This is a genomic window from Petrotoga sp. 9PWA.NaAc.5.4, from assembly GCF_002895485.1.
Lineage (GTDB): Bacteria > Thermotogota > Thermotogae > Petrotogales > Petrotogaceae > AZRK01.
Map to the genome: position 1 here is coordinate 1 of NZ_AZRK01000007.1, position 22,326 is coordinate 22,326.

The 22,326-nt window shown below is 31.5% G+C and carries 17 protein-coding genes and 1 pseudogene; 17 read left to right on the forward strand and 1 reads right to left on the reverse strand.

Translation table 11 applies throughout. The features are described 5' to 3' along the window. From X924_RS03435 to bcp, 10 genes and pseudogenes are all read left to right on the forward strand, one after another. Positions 1-333: pseudogene (locus X924_RS03435) on the forward strand (methyl-accepting chemotaxis protein); the annotation flags it as partial. Between the two features lie 76 nt (positions 334-409). Next, positions 410-3,523: a hypothetical protein gene (locus X924_RS03440; RefSeq protein WP_121957553.1), complete on the forward strand. Its 3,114-nt coding sequence runs from the start codon at positions 410-412 to the stop codon at positions 3,521-3,523. A 34-nt stretch (positions 3,524-3,557) separates the two neighbouring features. Continuing rightward, a complete protein-coding gene (aldA, locus tag X924_RS03445) occupies positions 3,558-5,006 on the forward strand; it encodes an aldehyde dehydrogenase (RefSeq protein ID WP_121957568.1) in 1,449 nt (482 codons plus the stop codon). 17 nt (positions 5,007-5,023) lie between these two features. Then, a complete protein-coding gene (gene larA / locus X924_RS03450) occupies positions 5,024-6,322 on the forward strand; it encodes a nickel-dependent lactate racemase (RefSeq protein WP_121957554.1) in 1,299 nt (432 codons plus the stop codon). 6 nt (positions 6,323-6,328) lie between these two features. After that, positions 6,329-7,123, forward strand: coding sequence for an electron transfer flavoprotein subunit beta/FixA family protein (locus X924_RS03455; protein ID WP_121957555.1), 795 nt, complete (start codon positions 6,329-6,331; stop codon positions 7,121-7,123). After that, entirely contained in the window at positions 7,120-8,121 is a 1,002-nt protein-coding gene (locus X924_RS03460; RefSeq protein WP_121957556.1) for an electron transfer flavoprotein subunit alpha/FixB family protein, read from the forward strand. Before X924_RS03455 ends, X924_RS03460 begins: the two co-directional genes overlap by 4 nt. Beyond that, the gene (locus X924_RS03465) at positions 8,114-9,532 is read left to right on the forward strand and encodes an FAD-binding oxidoreductase (RefSeq protein WP_121957557.1); all 1,419 of its coding nucleotides are present in this window, start codon (positions 8,114-8,116) and stop codon (positions 9,530-9,532) included. The genes X924_RS03460 and X924_RS03465 overlap by 8 nt, the downstream gene beginning before the upstream one ends. Before the next feature lie 71 nt (positions 9,533-9,603). After that, positions 9,604-10,239, forward strand: coding sequence for a class II aldolase/adducin family protein (locus X924_RS03470; protein WP_121957558.1), 636 nt, complete (start codon positions 9,604-9,606; stop codon positions 10,237-10,239). A gap of 5 nt (positions 10,240-10,244) precedes the next feature. Continuing rightward, positions 10,245-11,705, forward strand: coding sequence for a rhamnulokinase family protein (locus tag X924_RS03475; protein WP_158245302.1), 1,461 nt, complete (start codon positions 10,245-10,247; stop codon positions 11,703-11,705). An 8-nt stretch (positions 11,706-11,713) separates the two neighbouring features. Continuing rightward, complete coding sequence (bcp, locus tag X924_RS03480; protein WP_121957560.1) at positions 11,714-12,196, forward strand: thioredoxin-dependent thiol peroxidase; 483 nt, start codon at positions 11,714-11,716, stop codon at positions 12,194-12,196. Positions 12,197-12,231: 35 nt separating this feature from the next. Here bcp and X924_RS03485 read toward each other — a convergent pair whose 3' ends face one another. Next, on the reverse strand, positions 12,232-12,696 hold the full coding sequence (locus X924_RS03485) for a chemotaxis protein CheW (protein WP_121957561.1): 465 nt from the start codon (positions 12,694-12,696) through the stop codon (positions 12,232-12,234). A gap of 262 nt (positions 12,697-12,958) precedes the next feature. Here X924_RS03485 and X924_RS03490 point away from each other — a divergent pair, with 262 nt between their 5' ends. From X924_RS03490 to X924_RS03520, 7 genes are all read left to right on the forward strand, one after another. Further along, positions 12,959-14,047, forward strand: coding sequence for an ROK family transcriptional regulator (locus X924_RS03490; RefSeq protein ID WP_158245303.1), 1,089 nt, complete (start codon positions 12,959-12,961; stop codon positions 14,045-14,047). Positions 14,048-14,160: 113 nt separating this feature from the next. Beyond that, entirely contained in the window at positions 14,161-15,582 is a 1,422-nt protein-coding gene (locus X924_RS03495; RefSeq protein ID WP_121957563.1) for a glycoside hydrolase family 3 N-terminal domain-containing protein, read from the forward strand. Positions 15,583-15,981: 399 nt separating this feature from the next. Next, complete coding sequence (locus X924_RS03500) at positions 15,982-17,187, forward strand: extracellular solute-binding protein (RefSeq protein WP_121957564.1); 1,206 nt, start codon at positions 15,982-15,984, stop codon at positions 17,185-17,187. 90 nt (positions 17,188-17,277) lie between these two features. Further along, positions 17,278-18,150 (forward strand): carbohydrate ABC transporter permease, encoded by an 873-nt coding sequence (locus X924_RS03505; protein WP_121957565.1) that lies wholly within the window; start codon positions 17,278-17,280, stop codon positions 18,148-18,150. Further along, a complete protein-coding gene (locus X924_RS03510; protein ID WP_233186571.1) occupies positions 18,150-19,409 on the forward strand; it encodes a carbohydrate ABC transporter permease in 1,260 nt (419 codons plus the stop codon). The genes X924_RS03505 and X924_RS03510 overlap by 1 nt, the downstream gene beginning before the upstream one ends. 5 nt (positions 19,410-19,414) lie before the next feature. Next, complete coding sequence (locus tag X924_RS03515) at positions 19,415-20,602, forward strand: glycoside hydrolase family 18 protein (RefSeq protein ID WP_121957566.1); 1,188 nt, start codon at positions 19,415-19,417, stop codon at positions 20,600-20,602. A 461-nt stretch (positions 20,603-21,063) separates the two neighbouring features. Then, positions 21,064-22,326, forward strand: a 1,263-nt coding sequence (locus X924_RS03520; protein ID WP_121957567.1) for a methyl-accepting chemotaxis protein, incomplete at its 3' end; no start/stop codon positions are given.

The following is a 22,326-nucleotide window of genomic DNA, read 5'->3' on the forward strand; positions in this document are numbered from 1 at the left end:
GTGAAAGTAGTAGGAACGATAAAAGACATAAACAAAGAAATGGGAAATGTATTAGAAAGTTTCAAACACATAACAGAAAGAATAGAAAAGATGAATCAAGGGATAGAAAACATGACAGCCAGTGCTCAAGAACAAAGTGCAAGTGCCCAAGAGATGAGTTCGGCAATGGACAGAGTAGCAAAAGCGGTAACAGAAATAAGTCAGCAGTTAGAAACGTCGAGAAAGATAATAGATAACCAATTAGAACAAGCTATAGGGATAAATGAAGATGCTAAAGAGTTGAATGAGATATCTTCAGAGTTGAAAGGGTTAGTTGAGAGCTTTAAGATATAACAAGAGTACTGAGATATTATGGAAAAATATTGTAACTTTAATTCTTTGAAATTAAGCAAAGAAGAAGGGAAAAAGTATGTTATATTCGAAAAATAAACGAGATTTATCACAAGATTTATTTAAAAATCCAACGAGTGAATATAGAGGAGCACCTTTTTGGGCTTGGAACTCAAAATTAAATAAAGAAGATTTGATGAAACAAATTGAGAACTTTAAAATAATGGGGATGGGTGGTTTTCATATTCATTCGCGAACTGGTATGGCTGTTGATTATTTAAGTGATGAGTTTATGGATTTAGTTAAATTATGTAATCAAAAAGCAAAAGAAGAAGATATGCTGTGTTGGTTGTATGATGAAGATCGGTGGCCTTCGGGTTTTGCAGGAGGATATGTTACAAAAGATGAACAATATAGGCAGCGTTTCATTATTTTTACCCCCTTTTGTTACGATGATTCTGAAACAGTTTCAAACCATTTACAAGCAAATGGAAGAGTAGTACAAGGCAAAAAAAGAAAGTTATTAGCTAAATATAAAATTATCTTGGGAAATGGTTACATAGCTTATTACAAAAGGTTAAAAGATGATGAAAAATCAAAAGATAATTCGAAAATATGGTACGCCTACCTTGAAATAGCTGCAGATGATCCTTGGTTTAATAATCAAGCTTATGTAGATACTCTTAATAAAAAGGCTATAGAAAAGTTCGTAGAGATAACTCATGAAAAATATTTTCGAGAACTCGGACAAGATTTTGGCAAATCTATTCCCGCAATTTTTACCGATGAACCACAATTTATAAAAAAAGAATGCTTACAATTTTCTGAAGATGAAAATGAGGTAATTCTTCCTTTCACAGACGATTTTGAAAAAAGTTATTTTGACACCTATAATCAAAGTATATTAGATCATTTGCCTGAGTTGATTTGGGATTTATCAAACGGTCAAACTTCTTTGGTGAGGTATAGGTATCATGATCATCTAACTGAAAGGTTTGTTGAAGCTTTTGCTGATACTATAGGAGACTGGTGTGAAAAACATGGAATCATGTTAACAGGTCATTTAATGGAAGAACCAACATTAGAATCTCAAACAGCATGTGTTGGTGAAGCAATGAGGTCTTATAGATCTTTTCAACTTCCAGGAATAGATATGTTATGTGACTGGCGTGAATTTTCAACAGCAAAACAAGCTCAAAGTGCTTCTCATCAATATGCAAGAGAAGGTGTCTTAAGTGAATTATATGGAGTTACCAATTGGGATTTTGACTTCAGAGGATACAAACTTGCTGGAGATTGGCAAGCAGCTTTGGGAGTTACAGTCAGAGTGCATCATCTTACCTGGGTATCAATGCAAGGTGAAGCAAAAAGAGATTATCCACCGAGTATTGGATATCAAGTTCCATGGTACAAAGAATATTCCTTGATTGAAGACCATTTTGCACGATTAAATACTGTTTTAACTTGTGGAATACCAGAGGTTAAAGTAGGAGTAATTCATCCTATCGAATCGTTTTGGCTACATTGTGGGCCAAAAGATAAAACAACTACAATAAGAAAAGAATTAGAATCAAATTTTAACAATATCATTGAATGGTTATTATTTGGACTCATTGATTTTGATTTTATATCAGAATCATTGTTACCTTCCCTTTCAGAAATTCAAAAAAACAAAATTTTCAAAGTTGGAGCAATGAGTTATGAAGTAATAATAGTTCCTGGTTGTGAAACATTAAGAACCACAACGTTAGAAAGATTAGAAACCTTTCAAAAGGCAGGGGGAAAGATTATATTTTTAGGTGAACCACCGCGATTTGTTGATGCTGTTGAATCAGATAGAGCAAAAAAACTATCAGAAAAGTCCAACGTTATTTCATTTTCAAAAGGTAAGCTAATGCAAGAATTGAATAAATATAGAAACATAGAAATATTCAAAGAAGATGGCTCGCCATCTGATAATTTGTTTTATCAAATGAGAAAAGAAGGAAACAATAGATGGTTATTCATTTCCCATGTATATAAAATGAAGAATCCAGACATTGCAGAAAAAGAAAAGATAAAAATTATAATAAAAGGGAAATGGAAACCAATAATATACGATACAATGAGTGGAAATATTAAAGAAACAGAAACAAAAATAATAAATGGTGAAACTATTGTTGTTTATGAATTTTATCCTCACGATAGTTTGCTATTAAAACTTGAACCAAGTAATTTTAAAGAAAGTGAAAAGTGGAAAGAAACCTTAAAAATTGTAGAGGAAAAAGCAAAAGAGATTAAATTAGAAGATCCAGTTAATTATTCTTTATCAGAACCAAACGTTCTATTATTAGATATGGCAGAATACTTATTTGATGATAGAAAATGGCAACCAGTAGACGAGTTGCTTCGAATAGATAATAAGTTTAGAGAACTATTAAATTACCCATTGCGTATGAATAAATTAGCACAACCTTGGACAAACAAACAAGAAGAACCTTATGAGCATTTATTGAAATTGAAGTTTAAGATAGAATCTGAGACAGTGGTAAAAAGGTCTTATTTAGCTTTAGAAAATGTTGAAAATACCAGAATAATAGTGAATGGAGTAGAAGTTAATAAAAATATTGAGGGTTGGTTTGTAGATAAAAGTATAAAAAAAGTTAGAATACCAAAGCTTCCAAAAGGTACTTCAGAGATAGTTTTAGAAATTCCGTTTAATTCAAAAACCAACGTTGAATGGTGCTATCTTCTTGGAGATTTTGGTGTGAAGGTTGCTGGTAAACACACAAAGATTGTTGAACTTCAAAAAGACCTCACTTTTGGAGATTGGGTTACCCAAGGATTACCTTTTTACGCAGGGAATGTCATTTATCATTGTCCTATCGAGTGTGAAGAGGGAAATCTTATGATTGAAGTTCCTCAATTCAGAAATCCATTATTATCTATTAGTATCGATGATCAAGAAAAAGGGAAGATAGCTTTTGCACCATATAAATTGGAGTTAGGTAAAATAAGCAAAGGTAAGCACGTTATTGACATAACTGCCTATGGTAACAGAATAAATGCTTTTGGTACAGTTCATAATTGTGATGATACATACTTTTGGTTTGGACCAGATGCTTGGCGAACTGTAGGGAACAGGTGGTCATATGAGTACAGGCTTAAACCAATGGGGATACTTATTTCTCCAAAAATTTATTGGAAGAAATAAGTATCCTAATTTGAAAAAGGAGGAGGTAAAAGGTATGAGAAGATACAAACTATTTATTAATGGTGAATTTTTAGAATCATCTTCAGGAGAAACAATTCAGGTTATAAATCCTGCAAATGAGGAAGTGATTTCCGAAGTCCCCCAAGCAACTGTGGATGAAACAAGAAAGGCCATCGACGCTGCATATCAATCTCAAAAAAGATGGGAAAAATTTCCTGCTATTGAAAGAGCAAAATATCTAAGAAAAATAGCAGATGGTATTAGAAAAAATGCGAAGTTTTTAACCGAAACTCTAATGGAAGAGCAAGGCAAGGTTAGAAGTTTAGCCGAAACGGAGATAAACTTTACCGCAGATTATATTGATTATATGGCAGAGTGGGCAAGAAGAATAGAAGGAGAGATTATTCCGAGTGATAAGCCTAACGAAAATATTTATCTTTACAAAGCACCAATAGGAGTAGTAGCTGGAATACTACCTTGGAATTTTCCTTTCTTTCTTATAGCTAGAAAAATGGCTCCTGCTTTAATAACGGGAAATACCGTTGTCATTAAACCGAGTTCTGATACTCCGAACAATGCTTTCGAATTTGCCAAAATAGTTGCTGGAACTGATTTACCAAAAGGTGTTTTTAATTTGATAACAGGTAGAGGATCTGTTGTTGGAGAAGAGTTAGCCTCTAATCCAAAAGTTGGAATGATAAGTTTCACAGGAAGTGTTGAAGCTGGATCAAGAATAATGCAATTAGCTGCAAAAAACATAACGAAGGTTTCTTTAGAGTTGGGAGGAAAGGCTCCAGCTATAGTTATGAACGATGCCAACATAGACGACGCAGTTAAGTATATAAAACAATCAAGAGTTATAAACACTGGACAAGTGTGTAACTGTGCAGAAAGAGTGTACGTACATGAAAAAGTTGCGGATGAATTCATAGAAAAAATGATCAAAGCAATGCGAGATACTAAATACGGAGAACCTTTGAAATCGGATGACATAGAAATGGGACCTTTGATAAACAAAAATGCTCTTGAATCTGTTAAAGGTTTTGTCGAAAGAGCAATAAAAGAAGGCGCTAAACTGTTAACTGGTGGAGAAGATGACAAATTTGAAAAGGGATATTATTATAAAGCGACACTGTTGGCTAATTGTACTCAAGATATGGAAATTATCCGAAAAGAAATTTTTGGTCCCGTTCTTCCAATTGTTACTTTCAAAGACCTTGATCAGGCCATTGAATACGCAAATGATTGCGAATATGGTTTGACATCTTCTATTTATACTCAGAATCTTGATGTTATGATGAGAGCAGCTAATGAAATAAAGTTTGGTGAAACATATGTGAATAGGGAAAATTTCGAAGCCATGCAAGGATTTCATGCGGGTTGGAGAAAATCAGGCATAGGCGGAGACGATGGTAAGCATGGTATAGAAGAATTTTTGAACACGCATGTATTATATATACAGTACGACACTAATAAAAAATAATTTCTTAGGAGAATTCAATGAAAGTTATAATACCGTATGGAAAAAGTGAGAAATCTATAACGTTAAGAGATGATTTAAATATTATAACACTGAAAAAAATTAAAACGGAGGGTTTAAAAGCTATAAAAGATGAAATAATAAAATCATTAAGATTTCCTATTGGTACCCCTCCTCTTTTTACTTTAGCGAAAGGTAAAAAAGATTGTTGCATAGTAATTTCTGATACTACAAGACCCGTTCCAAATTCTATTCTTTTGCCTCCTATTATTGATGCATTGAAGATAGCAGGAATAAAAGAAGAAAATATAACCATTTTAATAGCAAATGGATCTCATGAACCAGTTTCAGAAGGTGCTTTTGAGGAATTGATAGGAAAAGAAGTTTTAAGCAGGAAAATTAAGATAATAAATCATGATGCATATGATGAGAACAATTTAAAATATATAGGTAAAGTTTCTTATGATTGTCCGGTTATTATAAATAAAAATTATTTAAAAGCTGATTTAAAAATTTGTACAGGTTTAATCGAACCACATTTTATGGCAGGGTATTCAGGTGGAAGAAAATCAATATGTCCAGGTATAGTTGGAATTGAAACTTTAAAAGTTTTTCATGGAGTAAAGGCAATGGAGCATCCTAATTCAAAAAGTTGTGTGTTAGAAAGTAACCCTGTTGATAAAATTGCTAAAGAAGTTTCGCTTATGGCCGGTTGTGATTTTATAGTTAATGTTACTTTGAATGAAAATAAAGATATAACTGGTATTTATTCAGGAGATATCTTTGAAGCACATCAATTAGGATGTGATTTTATAGCAAGAAATGCCATTGTAGAAATAGAAGAACCAGTTGATGTTGTAATAACTTCAAATGGTGGTTATCCACTCGATCAAAATTATTATCAGACCGTTAAAGGGTTGGTAGAAGCATCAGAGATTTTAAACCATAATGGAGTAATAATAATGATCTCTGAGTGCAAAAATGGTTTAGGAAAAAGAGAATTTAAGAATTTATTATTGGAATTAAAAGAAAAAGGAATAAAAGATTTTTTGAAAATCCATGATTCTTCGAAGACTTTCAAAAGCGATCAATGGGAAGTACAAAAGTTAACGCAAGTTTTAGAGAAAACGCAGAATATTTTTCTGTATTCATCTTTAACTGACGAAGATTATAAATATACTTTCGCTAACAAAATAGTAAGTGTTGAAGAAGGTATTGAAAAAGCTTTGAATTTAATAGGAGAAAGTGCTAAAATTGCAGTTATACCAGAAGGACCATATGTTGTTGGTAAAGTTAAGGAAAGAGAAGGAGGTTTATGAATTAAAATGCATATAGCAGTTTTAGTAAAACAAGTACCATCTACTGATAACGTTAAAATAGACGAAACGACAGGAACTATGATAAGAAGCGAATTAGAATCAGAGTTGAATCCACTTGATATGTATTCTGTAGAAGAAGCAGTGAAGATAAAGGAGGCACATGCTGGAACAAAAATAAGTGTAATCAGTATGGGACCTTCTGCTGCAGTTTATGCGATAAAAGAAGCAATATCTATGGGATGTGATGAAGGGATTTTACTTACTGACAGAAAATTTGCAGGTGCCGATACGTTGGCAACAGCTTACACACTTTCTCAGTATTTAAAACAGACTAAAAATTTTGACATTATTTTCGCAGGAGAAAGAGCAACAGATGGAGAAACAGGTCAAGTAGGGCCATCTGTAGCAGCGCAACTTAACATACCTGTTCTCACATATGTTAACAAAATTATTGAGATAACAGAAAATTCGATAGTAGTTCAAAGAGCCGTTGAAGGTGGTAACGAGACAGTTGAAACAACTTTACCAGCACTGTTAACAGTCGTAAAAGAAATAAATGAACCGAGATTACCAAATTTAGAGAATAAACTAAGGGCAAAAAATGCAAAAATAGATATTGTAAGTAGAGATCAAATTGATTTAGAAGAAGAAAAGATTGGTCTTAAAGGATCTCCTACAAGAGTAGTAAAAGTATTTTATCCAAAGATTTCAAGGCAGGGTGAAAAAATAGTTGTGAGGAGTCCCGAAGAAGCTGTGGAAAAAATTATCACTTTCTTAAAAGAAAAAGGTGTGATTGTATGAATCAAGAATACAAAGGAGTATGGACAATAGCAGAAGTAACGGAGGGAAAAATAAACACAGTATCTTATGAACTTCTCAGTTGGGGAAAAGGGTTAGCTGAAAAGCTGGGAACTGAACTTTCAAGTATTGTTTTATCAGATAAAATAGAAAATAAAGAAGATTTAATACATTACGGTGCAGATAACGTGTACTATGTTGAAAATAAAAGACTCAACCATTTTTATCCTGATATGTATGTTAATATTTTAAAGAATTTGATTGAAGAATTTAAGCCAGAAATAATTTTAGCTTCAGCTACAACATTTGGAAGAACTTTGATGCCTTTACTTTCAGCGAAATTAAATACAGGTTTAACAGCTGATTGTACAGATTTTGAGATAGAAGATAAAACAAATAAGCTAATTCAAATAAGACCTGCGATAGGTGGAAATGTGATGGCAAAGATAAAAACAACAACGATGCCACAAATGGCAACGGTGAGACCAAAATCGAAAAAACCTTTGCCAAAAGACGAAAAAAGGCAAGGAAAGACGATAAAAAAGGAATATGATGAAGAAATTTATCAAACTAAGTACAAATGGATTGAGTTCAAAAAAGATGAAACCAGTGAATTACCTATACAACAGGCAGATGTAGTGATAGCAGGTGGTAAAGGGCTGAAGAAAAAAGAGAATTTTAAATATCTTTATAATTTATCCCAGTTGTTAAATGGAGCAGTAGGGGCAACAAGAGCAGTTGTAGATATGGGATGGATAGACTATTCTCACCAAGTAGGACTTTCAGGTAAAACCGTGAATCCTAATTTGTATATAGCAATAGGTATATCAGGAGCTGTACAGCATATAGCTGGGATGTCTTCCTCTAAATACATTATTTCGATAAATAAAGATCCAGAAGCGCCAATATTGAAAGTATCGGATTTAGGGATAGTTGCGGATGCATCAGATATATTACCGTTACTTATTAAAGGGCTAAATTCAGGTGATAAAAATGAATGAATACAGAAAAGTGACATCAAAGGTATACGAAAAAATAAAAAGAATAGTGAAAAATGAGTATCTTATAATATATAATGACGAAGAAAATTTAAAAAGTTATTCAAATGATGAATCAGGTGGAGAGTACTATGCGCATATGCCAGATATAGTCATAAAACCAGAAAATAAAGAACAAATATCAGATATAGTAAAGTTAGCAAATGATGAAAATATACCGATAACTCCAAGAGGAGCAGGAAGCGGATTAGCTGGAGCAAATATACCAATTTATGGAGGGATAGTGTTATCTCTTGAAAGGATGAACAAAATCATAGAAATAGACACAGAAAATTTGGTGGCTGTTGTAGAACCAGGAGTAGTTACAAACGATTTATGTAGAATAGTTTCAGAAAGAGGGCTATATTACGCTGGATATCCAATGAGTGTAGAAACAAGTTTTATAGGAGGAAATGTTGCAACAAACGCAGGAGGAAGCAAAGTAATCAAATATGGCAACACAGGGCATCATATATTAGGATTGGAAGTAGTTATGCCAAATGGAGATGTTGTTGAATATGGTGGAAAAAGAAGGAAAGATTCAAGTGGATACAATTTGCTTCAACTATTTATTGGGTCAGAAGGAACGCTTGGTATATTTACAAAAATATATGTAAACTTAATACCGCAACCTGGTAAAGTAGTGGATTTGCTTGTGCCTTTCGACAACATAGAAAAAGCGATAAGCAATGTAGGTACTCTTATTACTGAATCTAAAACATTACCTTCAGGAATTGAGTTCATCGATAAAAAATCCATAGAATATGCTTCAAAATATACAGGAATGAAATTACCATATCAAGATGAAATAGAATCATACCTCATAATACAATATGAAGCTTTGAGTTTAGAAGAAATAGAAGGATTGTATGAAAAGAGTGGAAAAACTTTACAAAAGAATGGAGCTAAAGATGTTTTTATAGCAGATAACAGAACCAACTCAGAGAAGATATGGAGAATGAGAAGGAATTGGCTTGAAAGTTTGAAATCTATCGATCCATACGTTCCAACGGGAGATGTAGTTGTTCCTACTTCCAAGATACCGGAAATAATGCAATATATAACAGAAATTTCACAAGAATATAAAATCGACATACCTGTAGCAGGGCACGCAGCAGACGGTAATTTGCATCCAGCACCATTGAAACCCAAGAATATTCCTATAGAAGAATGGAAAGAAGTATCAGAAGAAATATTAGGAAAAATAGCTATAAAAGCAGCGAATATGGGTGGCGCGGTAAGCGGAGAGCATGGAATAGGATTTATAAAAAAAGAACTATTGAAAAAGACAAAACCTAAACAGTACGAAAGAATGAAAAAAATTAAAGACATATTAGATCCAAATTGTATAATGAATCCCGGAAAATTATTTTAAAATATTTTAGCAAGGAACTTTCTTATAAAAGGAAAAAGAGAACAAAAAATTTTATGGAAAGGTGATAATTAGTGTACGAAAAGTCCAAAGTTGTAGAATTATGCCAAAAAATAGAGAAAGAAGGATTAGTAAAGGGGACTTGGGGAAATGTTTCTATAAAAGATAATGAAAAAGTCTATATTACTCCTTCGGGTTATCCATATGATAAGATGAAAGAAGAAGATATCATGGTAATCGATTTACAAGGGAATGTTTTAGAAGGTTTTAGGACTCCATCTTCAGAATATAAACTTCATTTGGCTATTTATAAGAAAAGGGATGACGTAAATACTGTTATTCATACTCATCCTACATATGCTTCTATAGTTTCTTTAGTTAAAGAATATATTCCTCCTTTAATAGAAGATGGTGTAATGATATGTGGAGAAAGAATCAATGTAGCAAGATATGGAGAACCTGGAAGTTGGGATCTGGCAAATAAAGCTGTTGAAGCTCTTGGGAAAAATAATGCAGTTATTTTAAAAAATCATGGATTAGTTACGGTTGGTGAAAATGAAGTAGAAGCTTTAACAACATCTATTGTTGCAGAAAAAACTGCTCATATTTATGTTGAAGCCTTAAAAATAGGTGAAATTTCTGAATTATCTGAAGAAGACGCTAAAAAGTTAAGATATAAATATTTAACCTCCTATAGGCAAAAAAGGTGATGAATGTGAAAAGTATTTATTTGGCCGTTGATATTGGTGCTTCAGGAGGTAAAGTTTTTGCTGGAAGTGTCGAAAAAAGTAAACTTGTTATAGAAGAAGTGAATAGATTTAAAAATGATCCTGTAGATATCAATGGAATATCTTTTTGGAATATATTAAGTCTTTATAAAAGTATATTAGAAAGTATAGAAAAAGTTCAAAATAAAGATAATGAAATTTTGTCTTTAGGAATAGACACGTGGGGCGTAGATTTTGGCTTGTTGAATAAAAAAGGTTATTTAATTAATAATCCAGCTCATTATAGAAACATGTTTAAAACAAAAATTATGGAAGAAGCAATACAAAAAGTTGGAAAATCCTGGATATACGAACATGCCCCTACTCAGTTTCAACCTTTTAATACGCTTTATCAAATATTAGCTTACGAAAAGTTTGCGCCAGATTTTCTTAAAATTTCAAATGATTTGCTGACTATTCCTTCTTTATTTAACTATTTTTTAACAGGAGAGAAAGCGATTGATTTTACTATGGCAACTACTACTCAAATTTACAATCATAGAAAAAGAGATTGGGATGAAGATATTATAAAAACTTTTGATATTCCTCCTATTTTACCAAAGATTGTTCCGGCTGGGACGAAGATTGGGAAAATAAAGAAAAGTATCTTAAAGAAAAATTCAAATTTAGAAGTAATTTTGCCAGCAAGCCATGATACCGGTTCGGCTTTTGCAGCAGTTTCTTCTGATCCCAAAGATTCTTTGTATATAAGTTTAGGAACATGGTGCTTAACGGGTGCTATAGTAAAAGAGATGCCTTTTAATAAAAAACTTATGGAATACAATCTTGCTTCTGAGGGATGTTTAGACGGTTCTTATAGAATATTGGCAAATGTTACTGGTATGTGGTTAATTCAAGGAATAATAAAAAGCTTAAATTTACCTCTTGGTGACGATACATATACAAAAATAACGAATATGGCTGAAGAAGCTAAAGCATTTTCAGGATATATAAACGTTGATGACCAATATCTACAAAATCCGATCGATATGGTTGAAGCAATTAAAAAAGAATCAATTAAAGATAGTGGATGTGAGTTAGAAGATATCTCTCAAGTTATAAGAACAGCTTTAGAAGGAATAGCTTTTAAAGTAAACGAAACAAAAGAAAAATTAGAAAAAATTCTTAATATAGATTTCAAGAGAATTCATATAGTTGGAGGTGGAACAAAAAACCGTTTATTGTGTCAGTTTATATCTGATGCTACAAATTTACCAGTTATTACGGGCCCTGTAGAAGGAACAGCTGTGGGAAATTTAGTTTCTCAGTTATATGCTTTAGATTATCTAAAAAGTTTCCAAGAGATAAAAACTTTGATTAAAAATTCTTTTGAATTTAATAATTATGAACCAAAAAATCATGAAATATGGCAAAATTTTTTTGATAGAATAAAAGAAAAAAAGGAGTAGACCATTTTATGAAATATCTAAAATTTAAAGAGGGAGATAAAATTCCAGAGTTCATCTTAAATAACGATGAAGGGAAAAAAATAAAGAGCACAGATTTTTTGGGAAAATGGTTAGTTTTATATTTCTATCCTAAGGATAACACACCAGGTTGCACAACAGAAGCGTTAGATTTCTCAGAAAGTATTTCGGAATTTAATAAACATAATTGCGAAGTTGTTGGAATAAGTCCCGATCCAGTAGAAAAACATATAAAATTCAAAGAAAAAAATGATTTAAAAGTTATTTTATTGAGTGATCCTGAACATGTTGTTTTAGAAAGATTTGGAGTTTGGCAATTAAAAAAAATGTACGGTAAAGAAACTTGGGGAGTAGTAAGAACAACGCTACTAATAGATCCACACGGGGTTATTAAGAAAATTTGGGAAAATGTAAAAGTTAAAAATCATGTTTACGAAGTCTTAGATACTCTAAAAAATATGAATAAACAATAAATAAAAGGGAGTTTCTATCTCCCTTTTATTGTACCTTAACTGTTCACGATTTGTTCTATTTCAACTTTTTCTTCTTGAGTTATTAGTTTGTCTGTATCTAAAATAACTAACATGCTATCTTCTAATCTTGCTATTCCACTTATAAAATTAGCTCCTTTAATACCTCCAACTTCTGGTTTTTCTTCTATTAAATCCGAATCGATGCTCCTTACATTTTTAACATCGTCTACCATTATACCAACTTTTCTTTCATCCAGTTTTACCACTATAACTTTAGATTTATTCTTATCTGGAAAATCAGGCATTTTAAATTTTTTTCTTAAATTTATAACAGGTAAAACTTCTTCATTTCTATAATCTATTATCCCTTCAAAATAATCTAAAGTGTTAGGAAGTTTTGTTGTTTCTTGGTATTCTATTACTGCGTCTACATGCATTATATCAAGCCCATATTTTTCTTTACCCAAAGAGAAAGTAACAACTTTTAATTCTGTTCCCATATAAGAGCCCCCTTTGTTTTATTATTCCCATTAAAATTATTATATCACAAAATTTTATACATTTTTATCGACTTTTTTATTTAATTTTTGAAAAAATACAAAACAAGTAGGTAAATTGAAATAAATAACTTTAATTAGTTGTATTTGTGTATAATCTAAAAAAATAGAATTTTGTAAAAAATTGAAAAAGAAGTATAATTTAGTAGGTTGCATGCTGCAAGCAACAAACATATATCAAAAAATAAAAAGGAGCAATAAACAAATGCAAAAGAATCTATTCGAAATTACAAAATATATATGGCTTAATAAAAAAGCAACCATCAATCAAATATCCGAAAATTTAAATTTAGACAAGTCTACAGTGTCAAGATATTTAAGAAAACTGAAACAATATGGAGTAATCATAAATGAGGGCTCTTTAAAACCCGGATCACAAGGTGGAAGAAAAACTAATGTTTTTTCTTTCAATTACAATATTTTTAAAGTTTTAGGGTTAGAAGTCGAACAAAATGGCATAGAAGGGGTGCTTACAAATTTTAATGGAGATATATTAGATAGATTTGTCATCCATAAGAAAATTAATAAATCTAATCTAAAAGATTCTATTCTTGAGGTTTTAAAAGAAAAGAAATCTTCTAATTTATACGCTGTAGGTATCTCTTTACCAGGAATAATTGATTCTTTAAAAGGTGAAATAATTTTTTCGCAGGCCTTAGATATAGAAAATTATCCTTTGGTTAAGGAATTAGCTGAATTTGTTCGATTACCTGTTCTTGTTGATAATGATTCAAATATAGGTGCTGCATATTATAATTCTAAATTTAAAGGCAAATGCAAAAATATTCTATACATATATACTTCAATTCCCTATGACATTAAAGATCCTGTAGGTATTGGTATTGGAATAATTATAGACAATCGTTTATACCATGGATCTAACAATTTTTCAGGAGAATACGAATTTAAGTATAGCTTAATCCAGAATACAAAAAAATATGGTGGCGATTATTATAATTTTTTAAAGAATTATGATGAAAAAGAAATTTTTTCAGCTGTTAAGAATTTTCTTGACAAATTATCCAAAGAAATAGGTTTATTAGGAAGTATTTTAGATCCCGACACAATAATTTATGATGGAAATATAAGATTTTTACCTGAAATCGTTCTGGACTATCTTTTAGAAGAAACAAGAGAAAATATTTTTATGAGAACTAAAAGAAAAATTGATGTTTTAAAAGAAAGTAGGGAAGAAGCGGTTAATGCAGTGGGAGCAGCTTTAAATCTAATAAATAAAATTTTTGAAGAAGACGAGTATGTGGATATGTTGTTTACAAAACTAAAAACACTGTAGAAATAAAGATTTTCTAAAAATAAGTTTTTGAATTTAACGTGGGTTTGAGACGAGAAAAGTTAGATTTTAGAATTTTTCAAGTGAGCATAAAAACACTGTGAGGAGGATTAGGGTTGAATAAAGATGATTTAGGTAAATTTTTCATTTTGGGGTTTCAAAAAGGAATTAAAAAAAAGCATATTGAATTAATAAAAAAAGTTAAGCCAGCTGGAATAATACTTTATCCTTCTAATATGAAATCTTCAAGTGAGCTTCAGATAAATATGGAAAGACTTTATGAAGTTATAGAAGACGGAATTAAATTGTTTATTTCTTCAGATCATGAAGGAGGACAATTAGAAACTGTTCCCGGTATTCTTCCTTCTCCAGGCAATAAAGCATTGGGATCTACTAAAGATTCAATATATTCATACAGGTATGGGGAATATTTAGGTAAAGAATTAAGGGGAATAGGATTTAATATGTTATTTGCACCAGTTTTGGATGTAAAAGCAGAAGAATCAAGTCCCGTAATTGGATTAAGATCTTTTTCAAATGATTCTAAAATTGTTGCAGAATGTGGGATTAATTTTCTAAAAGGTCTAAACACTCATTTAATTGGAACTTGTAAACATTTTCCTGGTCACGGGAAAGCCAAACAAGATTCACATCATGAAATACCTATAATTTCTAATTTAGATGAAAACGATTTTTATCCGTTTATAAAAGCGATCGAAAATGGGAATAAAGCTCTAATGACGGCTCATATAATATATCCTCAATATGATAAAAAAAATATAGCTACTTTATCGGAAAAGATTTTAAAAGACATTCTTCGTACTAAGTTAAATTACCAAGGATTAATTATAACGGATGCTATAGAAATGAAAGCTATTCATGATAATTATTCACCTAAAGAAATAGTTTCGAATTTTTTTAATGCGGGCGGGGATTTATTATTAGTTGGGGACAGTGATCAAAATTTTGAACCATTATATTCAGAACTAACAAAATTATATTCTGAAGGTAAAGTTAATGAACAATTACTCGAAGAAAGTTTTATGAGAATAGAAAATCTGCAAAACAAATATGTCAAAACATCATATGAAACAAGGTTTTTAGCTGAAATATCTGAGAAAGCTATTAAAACAAACATAAAGAATAAATTAAAATTTTCTGAAGTTACTTTTCTTGTTCCTAAAGGTGGTCCCCTTTCTCCAGCCGATACAAGTAATAAGGATTATCTTGAATACACTAACTTAATAAATAATTTGTTCAAAAATCCAATAATTAAAAACTATATTTTTGAAAAAGGGGTGATTGAAGGAACGTTAGAGAAAACGGAGCTTATTATTTCATTTGTCGTAGATTCTTTTCTATTTGAAGAACAGCTAAAAATGCAAAAAGAAATTAAAAAAGTCGCTAAAGAAGTAATATATGTAATTCTGAGGGATGAAAAAGATATTAGGAATTATAAAAATGAAAAATATATTCTCACTAACTCAACAAAACCTTTATCAGTGTATTACGCATTGAAGAAGATTTTTGACATTTGAACAAATAACATCGAACAACAAAATATTTTATAAAAATTCAAATCTAAAAAGAGAGGAAATACGATTTTTTGATTTTTAAAATAAGTAATACCGATAGTAGGATTTTAAAGAAGAAGATTTTTCAGAAAATGAGTATTTGAATTTAAAATGGGTCCAGGGCGGAGCCCTCTCCCCCTTCCTTGGCTACAAGTACCAAAAAAGGTAAAGAAATTAGGAATTAGTAAGGATTAGAAGTGGGGAGGTATTTTGTAAAAGAATCAACGCTAAAATATACATATAATAAGGATTTTGGAATTTCTAAAGTAAGTAGAGCGAATGCAAAAGGAGGTGAGAAAATAAAGAATTAAAAAAGTTTAACGTAAGTAGTTTTTAAAATTTTAAGAAAAGGAGGTTTTTAGGATGAGTAAGAAGTTTTTGTTAGTTATTTTGATGGTTGGATTAACACTCTTATCTTTTGGAAAAACCAAGATTTCAGTGTGGCAGTTCATGATGGATGATAACTTGTCTCAGCAAGTAAAAGCAGACTTTGAAAAGGCTAATCCTGATATCGAATTAGAAATAGTTCAACTCTCATGGGCTACAGGATTTGATAGAATAGTTACTTCTATCGCAGCTGGAACGGCTCCAGATGTAATTGAACTTGGTAACACTTGGCTTGCAACATTTGCATCTCAAGGTGTTTTAAGACCAGTCGATGATTTAGTGGATAAAGTCGAAGATAATTATGTGGCGTGGAATTTTGTAGAATATCAAAATCATTATTGGGGTTTCCCTTGGTTGCTTGCTCCAAGATGTATGTATTACAACTTAGAATTACTTGAAAAAGCAGGATTAGATCCAGATAATCCTCCAAAAACCTGGATAGAGCTTTTAAATGCTGCAGCTAAGATCCATGCACTAGGCCCCGATATCTATGGAATAGGTTTGTGTGTAGGTGAGTTGTATAGTCCATATCAGCAATGGTTCTTACCGGCAGTTTGGGGAAATTTTGGACACTTTGTATCTCCAGATTTGAAGAAAGCAACTTTAAATTCTGATCCTGTAATTGAAACAGCGTACTATTATAGAACTTTGAAAGATTATGCATTACTCGGTAAAGAATCTGAATTGGCAGAAGCTTTTGGAAAAGGCAAATTAGGTTTTTTCTTTGCTGGTCCTGCATATATCAATAATACACAAAGAGATTATCCAGGAACCATATTTGACGTGGCATTCATTCCAAAACCAAGAGAAAACTATGGATATCATGCATCGTTTGCTGGTGGAGAAGTGTTGGGCATTTCCTCACAATGCAAGAACATTGATGAAGCATGGAGAGTTGTTGAATATCTATTAGGTGAAAAAGTTGCTATGCAAATAACTCGAACCACGGGTGAGGTTTTCCCGACAAAAGTAGGAATTGAAAAAGACCCGTGGTTCGAGAGTCACCCACTACACAGAACATTCTTGGAACAAAATCAATACGCTGTACCATTTCCACCATTAGCTGAAGCTAACAAGATTGAACAACTATTTACCAACATTGTTGAAGAAATATTACTCACAAATACACCCATTGAAAGTATATTGCAGAAATACAACGAACAAATTCAATCATTACTGTAACAAGTTGGTTGGGTTATTGAAAGTAGATTGGTGGCAGAGGTTAACTCCTCTGCCTTTCGATAAAAATGTGAAAAGGAGAAATATCTAACGATGAAATTCAAAACTAAGTATAACTTAACGACTCTAACTTTTTTACTTCCTTGGATCATAACTTTTATAATATTTTCCGCTTATCCTATTATTTTTTCAATTGGGATAAGTTTTACAGATTACTCTGGGTTGAATCCAGCGATGAATTTCGTGGGATTAAGAAACTATATTAACTTGTTTAACGATGAAATTTTTTTGAAGGCTGTGAGAAATACATTTATTTTTGTTGTTGGGACAATACCTTTTACTACAATAATATCAATTTTATTAGCCATTCTAATTAACAGTAAAATGATTAAATGTAAAGGATTATTTAAGGCAGGTTTCTTTTTGCCATCTGTTATGTCTATGGTTGTTATATCGACGATATGGCGCTATATCTATAGTGCGGACGGATTACTAAATCATGTCTTAGGAGTATTTGGAATAGAAAAAAATACGGGATGGCTTGCTTCACCAGACACCGCTCTATTAGCTATTATGATAATGGATATATGGGCAGCCATAGGTTATTATACCATAATTTTTTTATCTGGCTTACAAAGTATACCTGAAGAGTTATATGAATCGGCTTCTATTGATGGTGCGTCTTCAAAAGATACATTTTTCAGAATAACCTTACCACTGATAAAACCAACTTTATTTTTTGTAATAGCTATAAATACTATTCGTTCGTTTCAAATCTTTGCGGAAATTTTTACAATGACTGGTGGAGGCCCTCTAAATTCTACTCAAACAATTGTTCATTACCTTTACATCACAGGTTTTAGACAATTTAAAATGGGATATGCCTCGGCTATGGCTTATGTATTAGTAATTATTATTTTAATTATTACATTGATCCAGCAAAGAGCTTTGAGGAGTGAGTACTGATGAAAATTAAAAAGACAGTGTTAATGATAATTTCTTTTTGCTTGTTAATTATCTTTCTTTTCCCTTTAGTGATAATGATTTATACATCTTTCATTCCTCAAGGAAATATGACAAATATCGTTAAAGAATATTATTTGAACGATTTTGAAGCTGGATACATGAGCGTTATAAAACGTACGATTACACCATTAGGTAATACTGACTATTCATTAGTAAAAGAGTCGCCTACTTCAACGCAATCTTTGAAAATCGAGTCAACAGGTGAAAGAAATCCTGGAATAAAAATGATAGGAGCTACCAGAGATTTACGAAAAGTAAAAACCTTTAATTTCTGGCTGAAGGTAGAAACTCCAGAAATTGATAATGGTTATGTTAGATTTGAAGATGTTAATGGGAAATTTCAAGACATTCCATTTAAATTAGAAAAAAGAGATCAATGGGAAGAAATAATTATAAATAAAAAAGCACTTGATGAAGAAAAACTAAATCTCAAATATGTGACAGGTATTTCAGTTGTGCTAAACAATGAGAAAGATGCATTCAATGTATCTTTTTTAATAGATGATATCAAAATTTACAATCAATATCCAACCTTGATGAATTATGTCATAGTATGGACTGAAGATATGTTTGGAAGATATATTATAAACAGTATCATAGTATCAGTTACGGTTGTAGTAGCTAATCTTTTGTTTTCATCAATGGTAGCGTATGCATTTGCAAGAAGAGAATTTAAGGGTAAAAACTTTTTATTTGGACTAATACTTGTTACAATGATGATACCGTTTCAAGTAACTACCATTCCTATTTTTATGTTAATGAAAAATTTAAATCTTTTAGATACTTATTGGGCATTAATACTTCCTCAATTAGTAACGCCTTTTGGTATTTTTATTTTAAAACAATACATAGAGCAACTTCCAATAGAGATTGAACAAGCGGCTGTAGTAGATGGTGCAGGGCCATTTGCAGTGTTTTTCAGAATAATTATGCCACTTTCTTCACCAGCGCTTGCAGTGATGGGAATAAACACTTTTATAACTACGTGGAACGATCTTTTCATGCCTTTGATACTAACGTCGTCTCGTGAAATGAGAACCGCTCAAGTTGGTCTTGCGCTTTATCAACAGTTGACACAATTACAGTGGCCCTACCTTATGTCAGCAACAACTATTGTTGGTTTACCGATAATGATAGCCTTTTTAATTTTTCAAAAGCAAATTATATCTGGTATAACTGCCGGAAGTGTAAAGGGGTAGATAAAATGAAAAAGATATGGGTTATTTTGATAGTGTTAACGATAAGTTTTTTGAGCTTTTCTCAGACTCTTAGTAACGCAAAGGAGGACATAACAGTGGAAAACAAAAATTACAAAATTATTGCATATTTGCCCTGCTGGGTAGGAAAAAATTGGACTGCGGAAGATATAGAAGGAGATAAATTAACTCACCTATATTTAGCTTTCGCTCGAATCAGCAACGAATTTAAAATATCGAACTACGATGTAAGAATACCTGGAGTTCCAGATACAGTTTCTTCTCAAACTATTGTTAATGATATATGGGAAGAAGTGATAAGGGTACAAAAAAAATATCCAGATTTAAAAATAATTGTGGCAGTTGGTGGATGGGGGGCTGATGGATTTTCAGATATGGCTGCAACTAAAGCTACAAGAGAAATTTTTGTTGATAGTGTCGTAGAATATATAGAAAAGTACAATTTAGATGGTATAGACATAGATTGGGAATATCCAGTAGATGGTGGCGGAGGCACAATAAAAGCACGAAATGAAGATAAAGAAAACTTTACAGAACTTATTAAGCTACTTCGTGAAAAATTAGGAGAGGATAAGGAGATATCTTTTTGTGCCAATGTATCTGGTTGGTTTTTAGACGTAATAGAATGGGAGAAAGTCGTTCCTCTGGTTAACTCAATTAACGTGATGGGATATGATTATCATGGACCTTGGAGTGCAAACACAGCTCATCACTCTAATCTTTTTATAAATCCTCAAGATCCTGTTGCGCATTGGGGACTTTCGTCAGATGCCGCTATTAAAAGATTTATTGATAGAGGAATTCCTGCTGAAAAGTTAGTATTAGGATTTCCAGCATATGGAAGAGAATTTTATGGGGTTGAGTCCGGTGAAAATGGTGATGGCTTATTCCAAAAGTATCAAGAAACCATTTGGCCGGGTGGAGCAATACCGTACACAATGCTTAAGAAATATTATATAAATAAAAATGATTTTAGAAGATTTTGGGATGATGCAGCGAAAGTTCCATATTTATATGATGGAGAAACATTTATAACCTATGAGGATCCTCAATCGGTGGCTGAAAAAGCTATGTACGTTAAAAATATGAAATTAGGTGGAATAATGTATTGGGAATACGTAGATGATATCGAAAACGATCTTCTAAACTCTGTTTATGAAACACTGAAGAAGTAGCGCTTTTTTAATATTTTATTATTCCCGCTTTTGACTTCCTTAAAAGGAAGTCAATTTTTATAGTTTTTAGGGTTAATTAAAAAGAGTAAACGTTTATAGAGATCATTTTTATGTTAAAATATACTAAAAGAACTAATTTAAAACGATCAATTTGGGCGTCTATGATCGAGAAGAAATTTTTATCAATATTTACATCTAAATATTGATAAAGTTGTAAAAAAATACAATATGGCCTTTAGAAGTTATAGTTTTCAGTAAATAAGTATTTGAATTTAAAATGGATCCAGGGTGGAGCCCTTCCTTGACTGGCTATAAGCATCGAAAAGGTTAAAAAAATTAAGAATTAGTGATGATTAGAGCTGGGAGGGTATTTTCGAAAAAATTTAAATCTGAAACATATATAAAATAAGAATTTTGAAATTTCTAAAATGAATAAAAAATACAAAATGGGAGGTAGTAAAATGTTTCTCAAAAGTATACGTGGAAGAATAACATTGATTATCGCAATAATTTTAATTTTGTTTGGGGCAGCTGTTTTTTTTAATATTTATTCTTTGATAATTTCTAATCAAGGTTTGGAAAGTTATAAAAATTTATCTGATGAAACAAGTAGAATTTCAGAAATAGAAATGAATTTTTTTGAAGCAGCTTTAGCTTTAAAAGATTATGTAATATATTATGATGCTGAGACACAAAAAAATTTTTTGATTAATATAAGTAATATAAAAGATGAATTTATGAATGAAGCAAGTGAATCGACGGAAATTGTCAATTTAAGAAGTTATATAGTAGCCTATGAAAATTTATTTAATCAAATAGTTGATTTAAATGCTGAAAAAGAAAATCTTATAGAGCAAGAATTCACGAAAATTGCAGATAATTTAAAACAGACTATTTCAATTTTTAAAGAAAATGCTCAAAAAAACAACGTTTCTACCATTGTTTTTTATGCTGATAGTTCACTGCAAATAGTTGATAATATAATTTATCTTAGTAATATGTACTTTTCATCTAAATCAGTTGGAGATAAAAATAATGTATTAGGGGCATTTAACGAATTAGATTCTCAACTACTGATCATGCAATATGGACTAACTTCCGATGATTTAAGAAAGTTGTTTACAGAGATGCAAGCTTATGTCAATGATTTTAAAAGTGTTTTCATCCAAATAGTTGAGACAATAGAATCACAAGAACCAATAATACAACAGATGGAAGAAATGAGAGTAGAAATATTAGACCTATTAGAAGAACAAAGAGCGGAGTTAAAAGTACAACAAGACACATTAGGACCGACACTCATAGAAGAAAACAACACAGCCATAATGCTAACAATAATATTAACGGTAATAGCGTTTGTAGTATCAATAATCATGGTCATATATCTAATAAGAAGCATAACAAAACCATTGACAGAGTTCAGAAACAAAATAAACCAATTCAAAGAAGGAGATCTAACAGTAGACTTTGAAAGCAAAAGCAAAGATGAGATAGGACAGATGGCGAATGCATTGTCAGCGATGAGCAAAGAATTAAGGAAATCTATGAGTTCAATAAAAGGAGCATCAGAGAAAGTAGATAACGCATCCATAAAACTAACAAAAGCATCCCAAGAAAGCAGGAATAATTCTGAAGAGTTAAAGACACAAATGGACATAATACAAACAAGTGCAGAAGAAACAGCAGGAAATGTAGAAGAAGTGACATCAGGAGTAGATGAAGTA

Excerpts from the sequence above, each read along its gene's own strand:
- X924_RS03440 (WP_121957553.1), top strand. The coding sequence starts at position 410 with ATGTTATATTCGAAAAATAAACGAGATTTATCACAAGATTTATTTAAA.
- aldA (WP_121957568.1), top strand. The coding sequence starts at position 3,558 with ATGAGAAGATACAAACTATTTATTAATGGTGAATTTTTAGAATCATCT.
- larA (WP_121957554.1), top strand. The coding sequence starts at position 5,024 with ATGAAAGTTATAATACCGTATGGAAAAAGTGAGAAATCTATAACGTTA.
- X924_RS03455 (WP_121957555.1), top strand. The coding sequence starts at position 6,329 with ATGCATATAGCAGTTTTAGTAAAACAAGTACCATCTACTGATAACGTT.
- X924_RS03460 (WP_121957556.1), top strand. The coding sequence starts at position 7,120 with ATGAATCAAGAATACAAAGGAGTATGGACAATAGCAGAAGTAACGGAG.
- X924_RS03465 (WP_121957557.1), top strand. The coding sequence starts at position 8,114 with ATGAATGAATACAGAAAAGTGACATCAAAGGTATACGAAAAAATAAAA.
- bcp (WP_121957560.1), top strand. The coding sequence starts at position 11,714 with ATGAAATATCTAAAATTTAAAGAGGGAGATAAAATTCCAGAGTTCATC.
- X924_RS03485 (WP_121957561.1), bottom strand. The coding sequence starts at position 12,696 with ATGGGAACAGAATTAAAAGTTGTTACTTTCTCTTTGGGTAAAGAAAAA.
- X924_RS03490 (WP_158245303.1), top strand. The coding sequence starts at position 12,959 with ATGCAAAAGAATCTATTCGAAATTACAAAATATATATGGCTTAATAAA.
- X924_RS03500 (WP_121957564.1), top strand. The coding sequence starts at position 15,982 with ATGAGTAAGAAGTTTTTGTTAGTTATTTTGATGGTTGGATTAACACTC.
- X924_RS03505 (WP_121957565.1), top strand. The coding sequence starts at position 17,278 with ATGAAATTCAAAACTAAGTATAACTTAACGACTCTAACTTTTTTACTT.
- X924_RS03510 (WP_233186571.1), top strand. The coding sequence starts at position 18,150 with ATGAAAATTAAAAAGACAGTGTTAATGATAATTTCTTTTTGCTTGTTA.
- X924_RS03515 (WP_121957566.1), top strand. The coding sequence starts at position 19,415 with ATGAAAAAGATATGGGTTATTTTGATAGTGTTAACGATAAGTTTTTTG.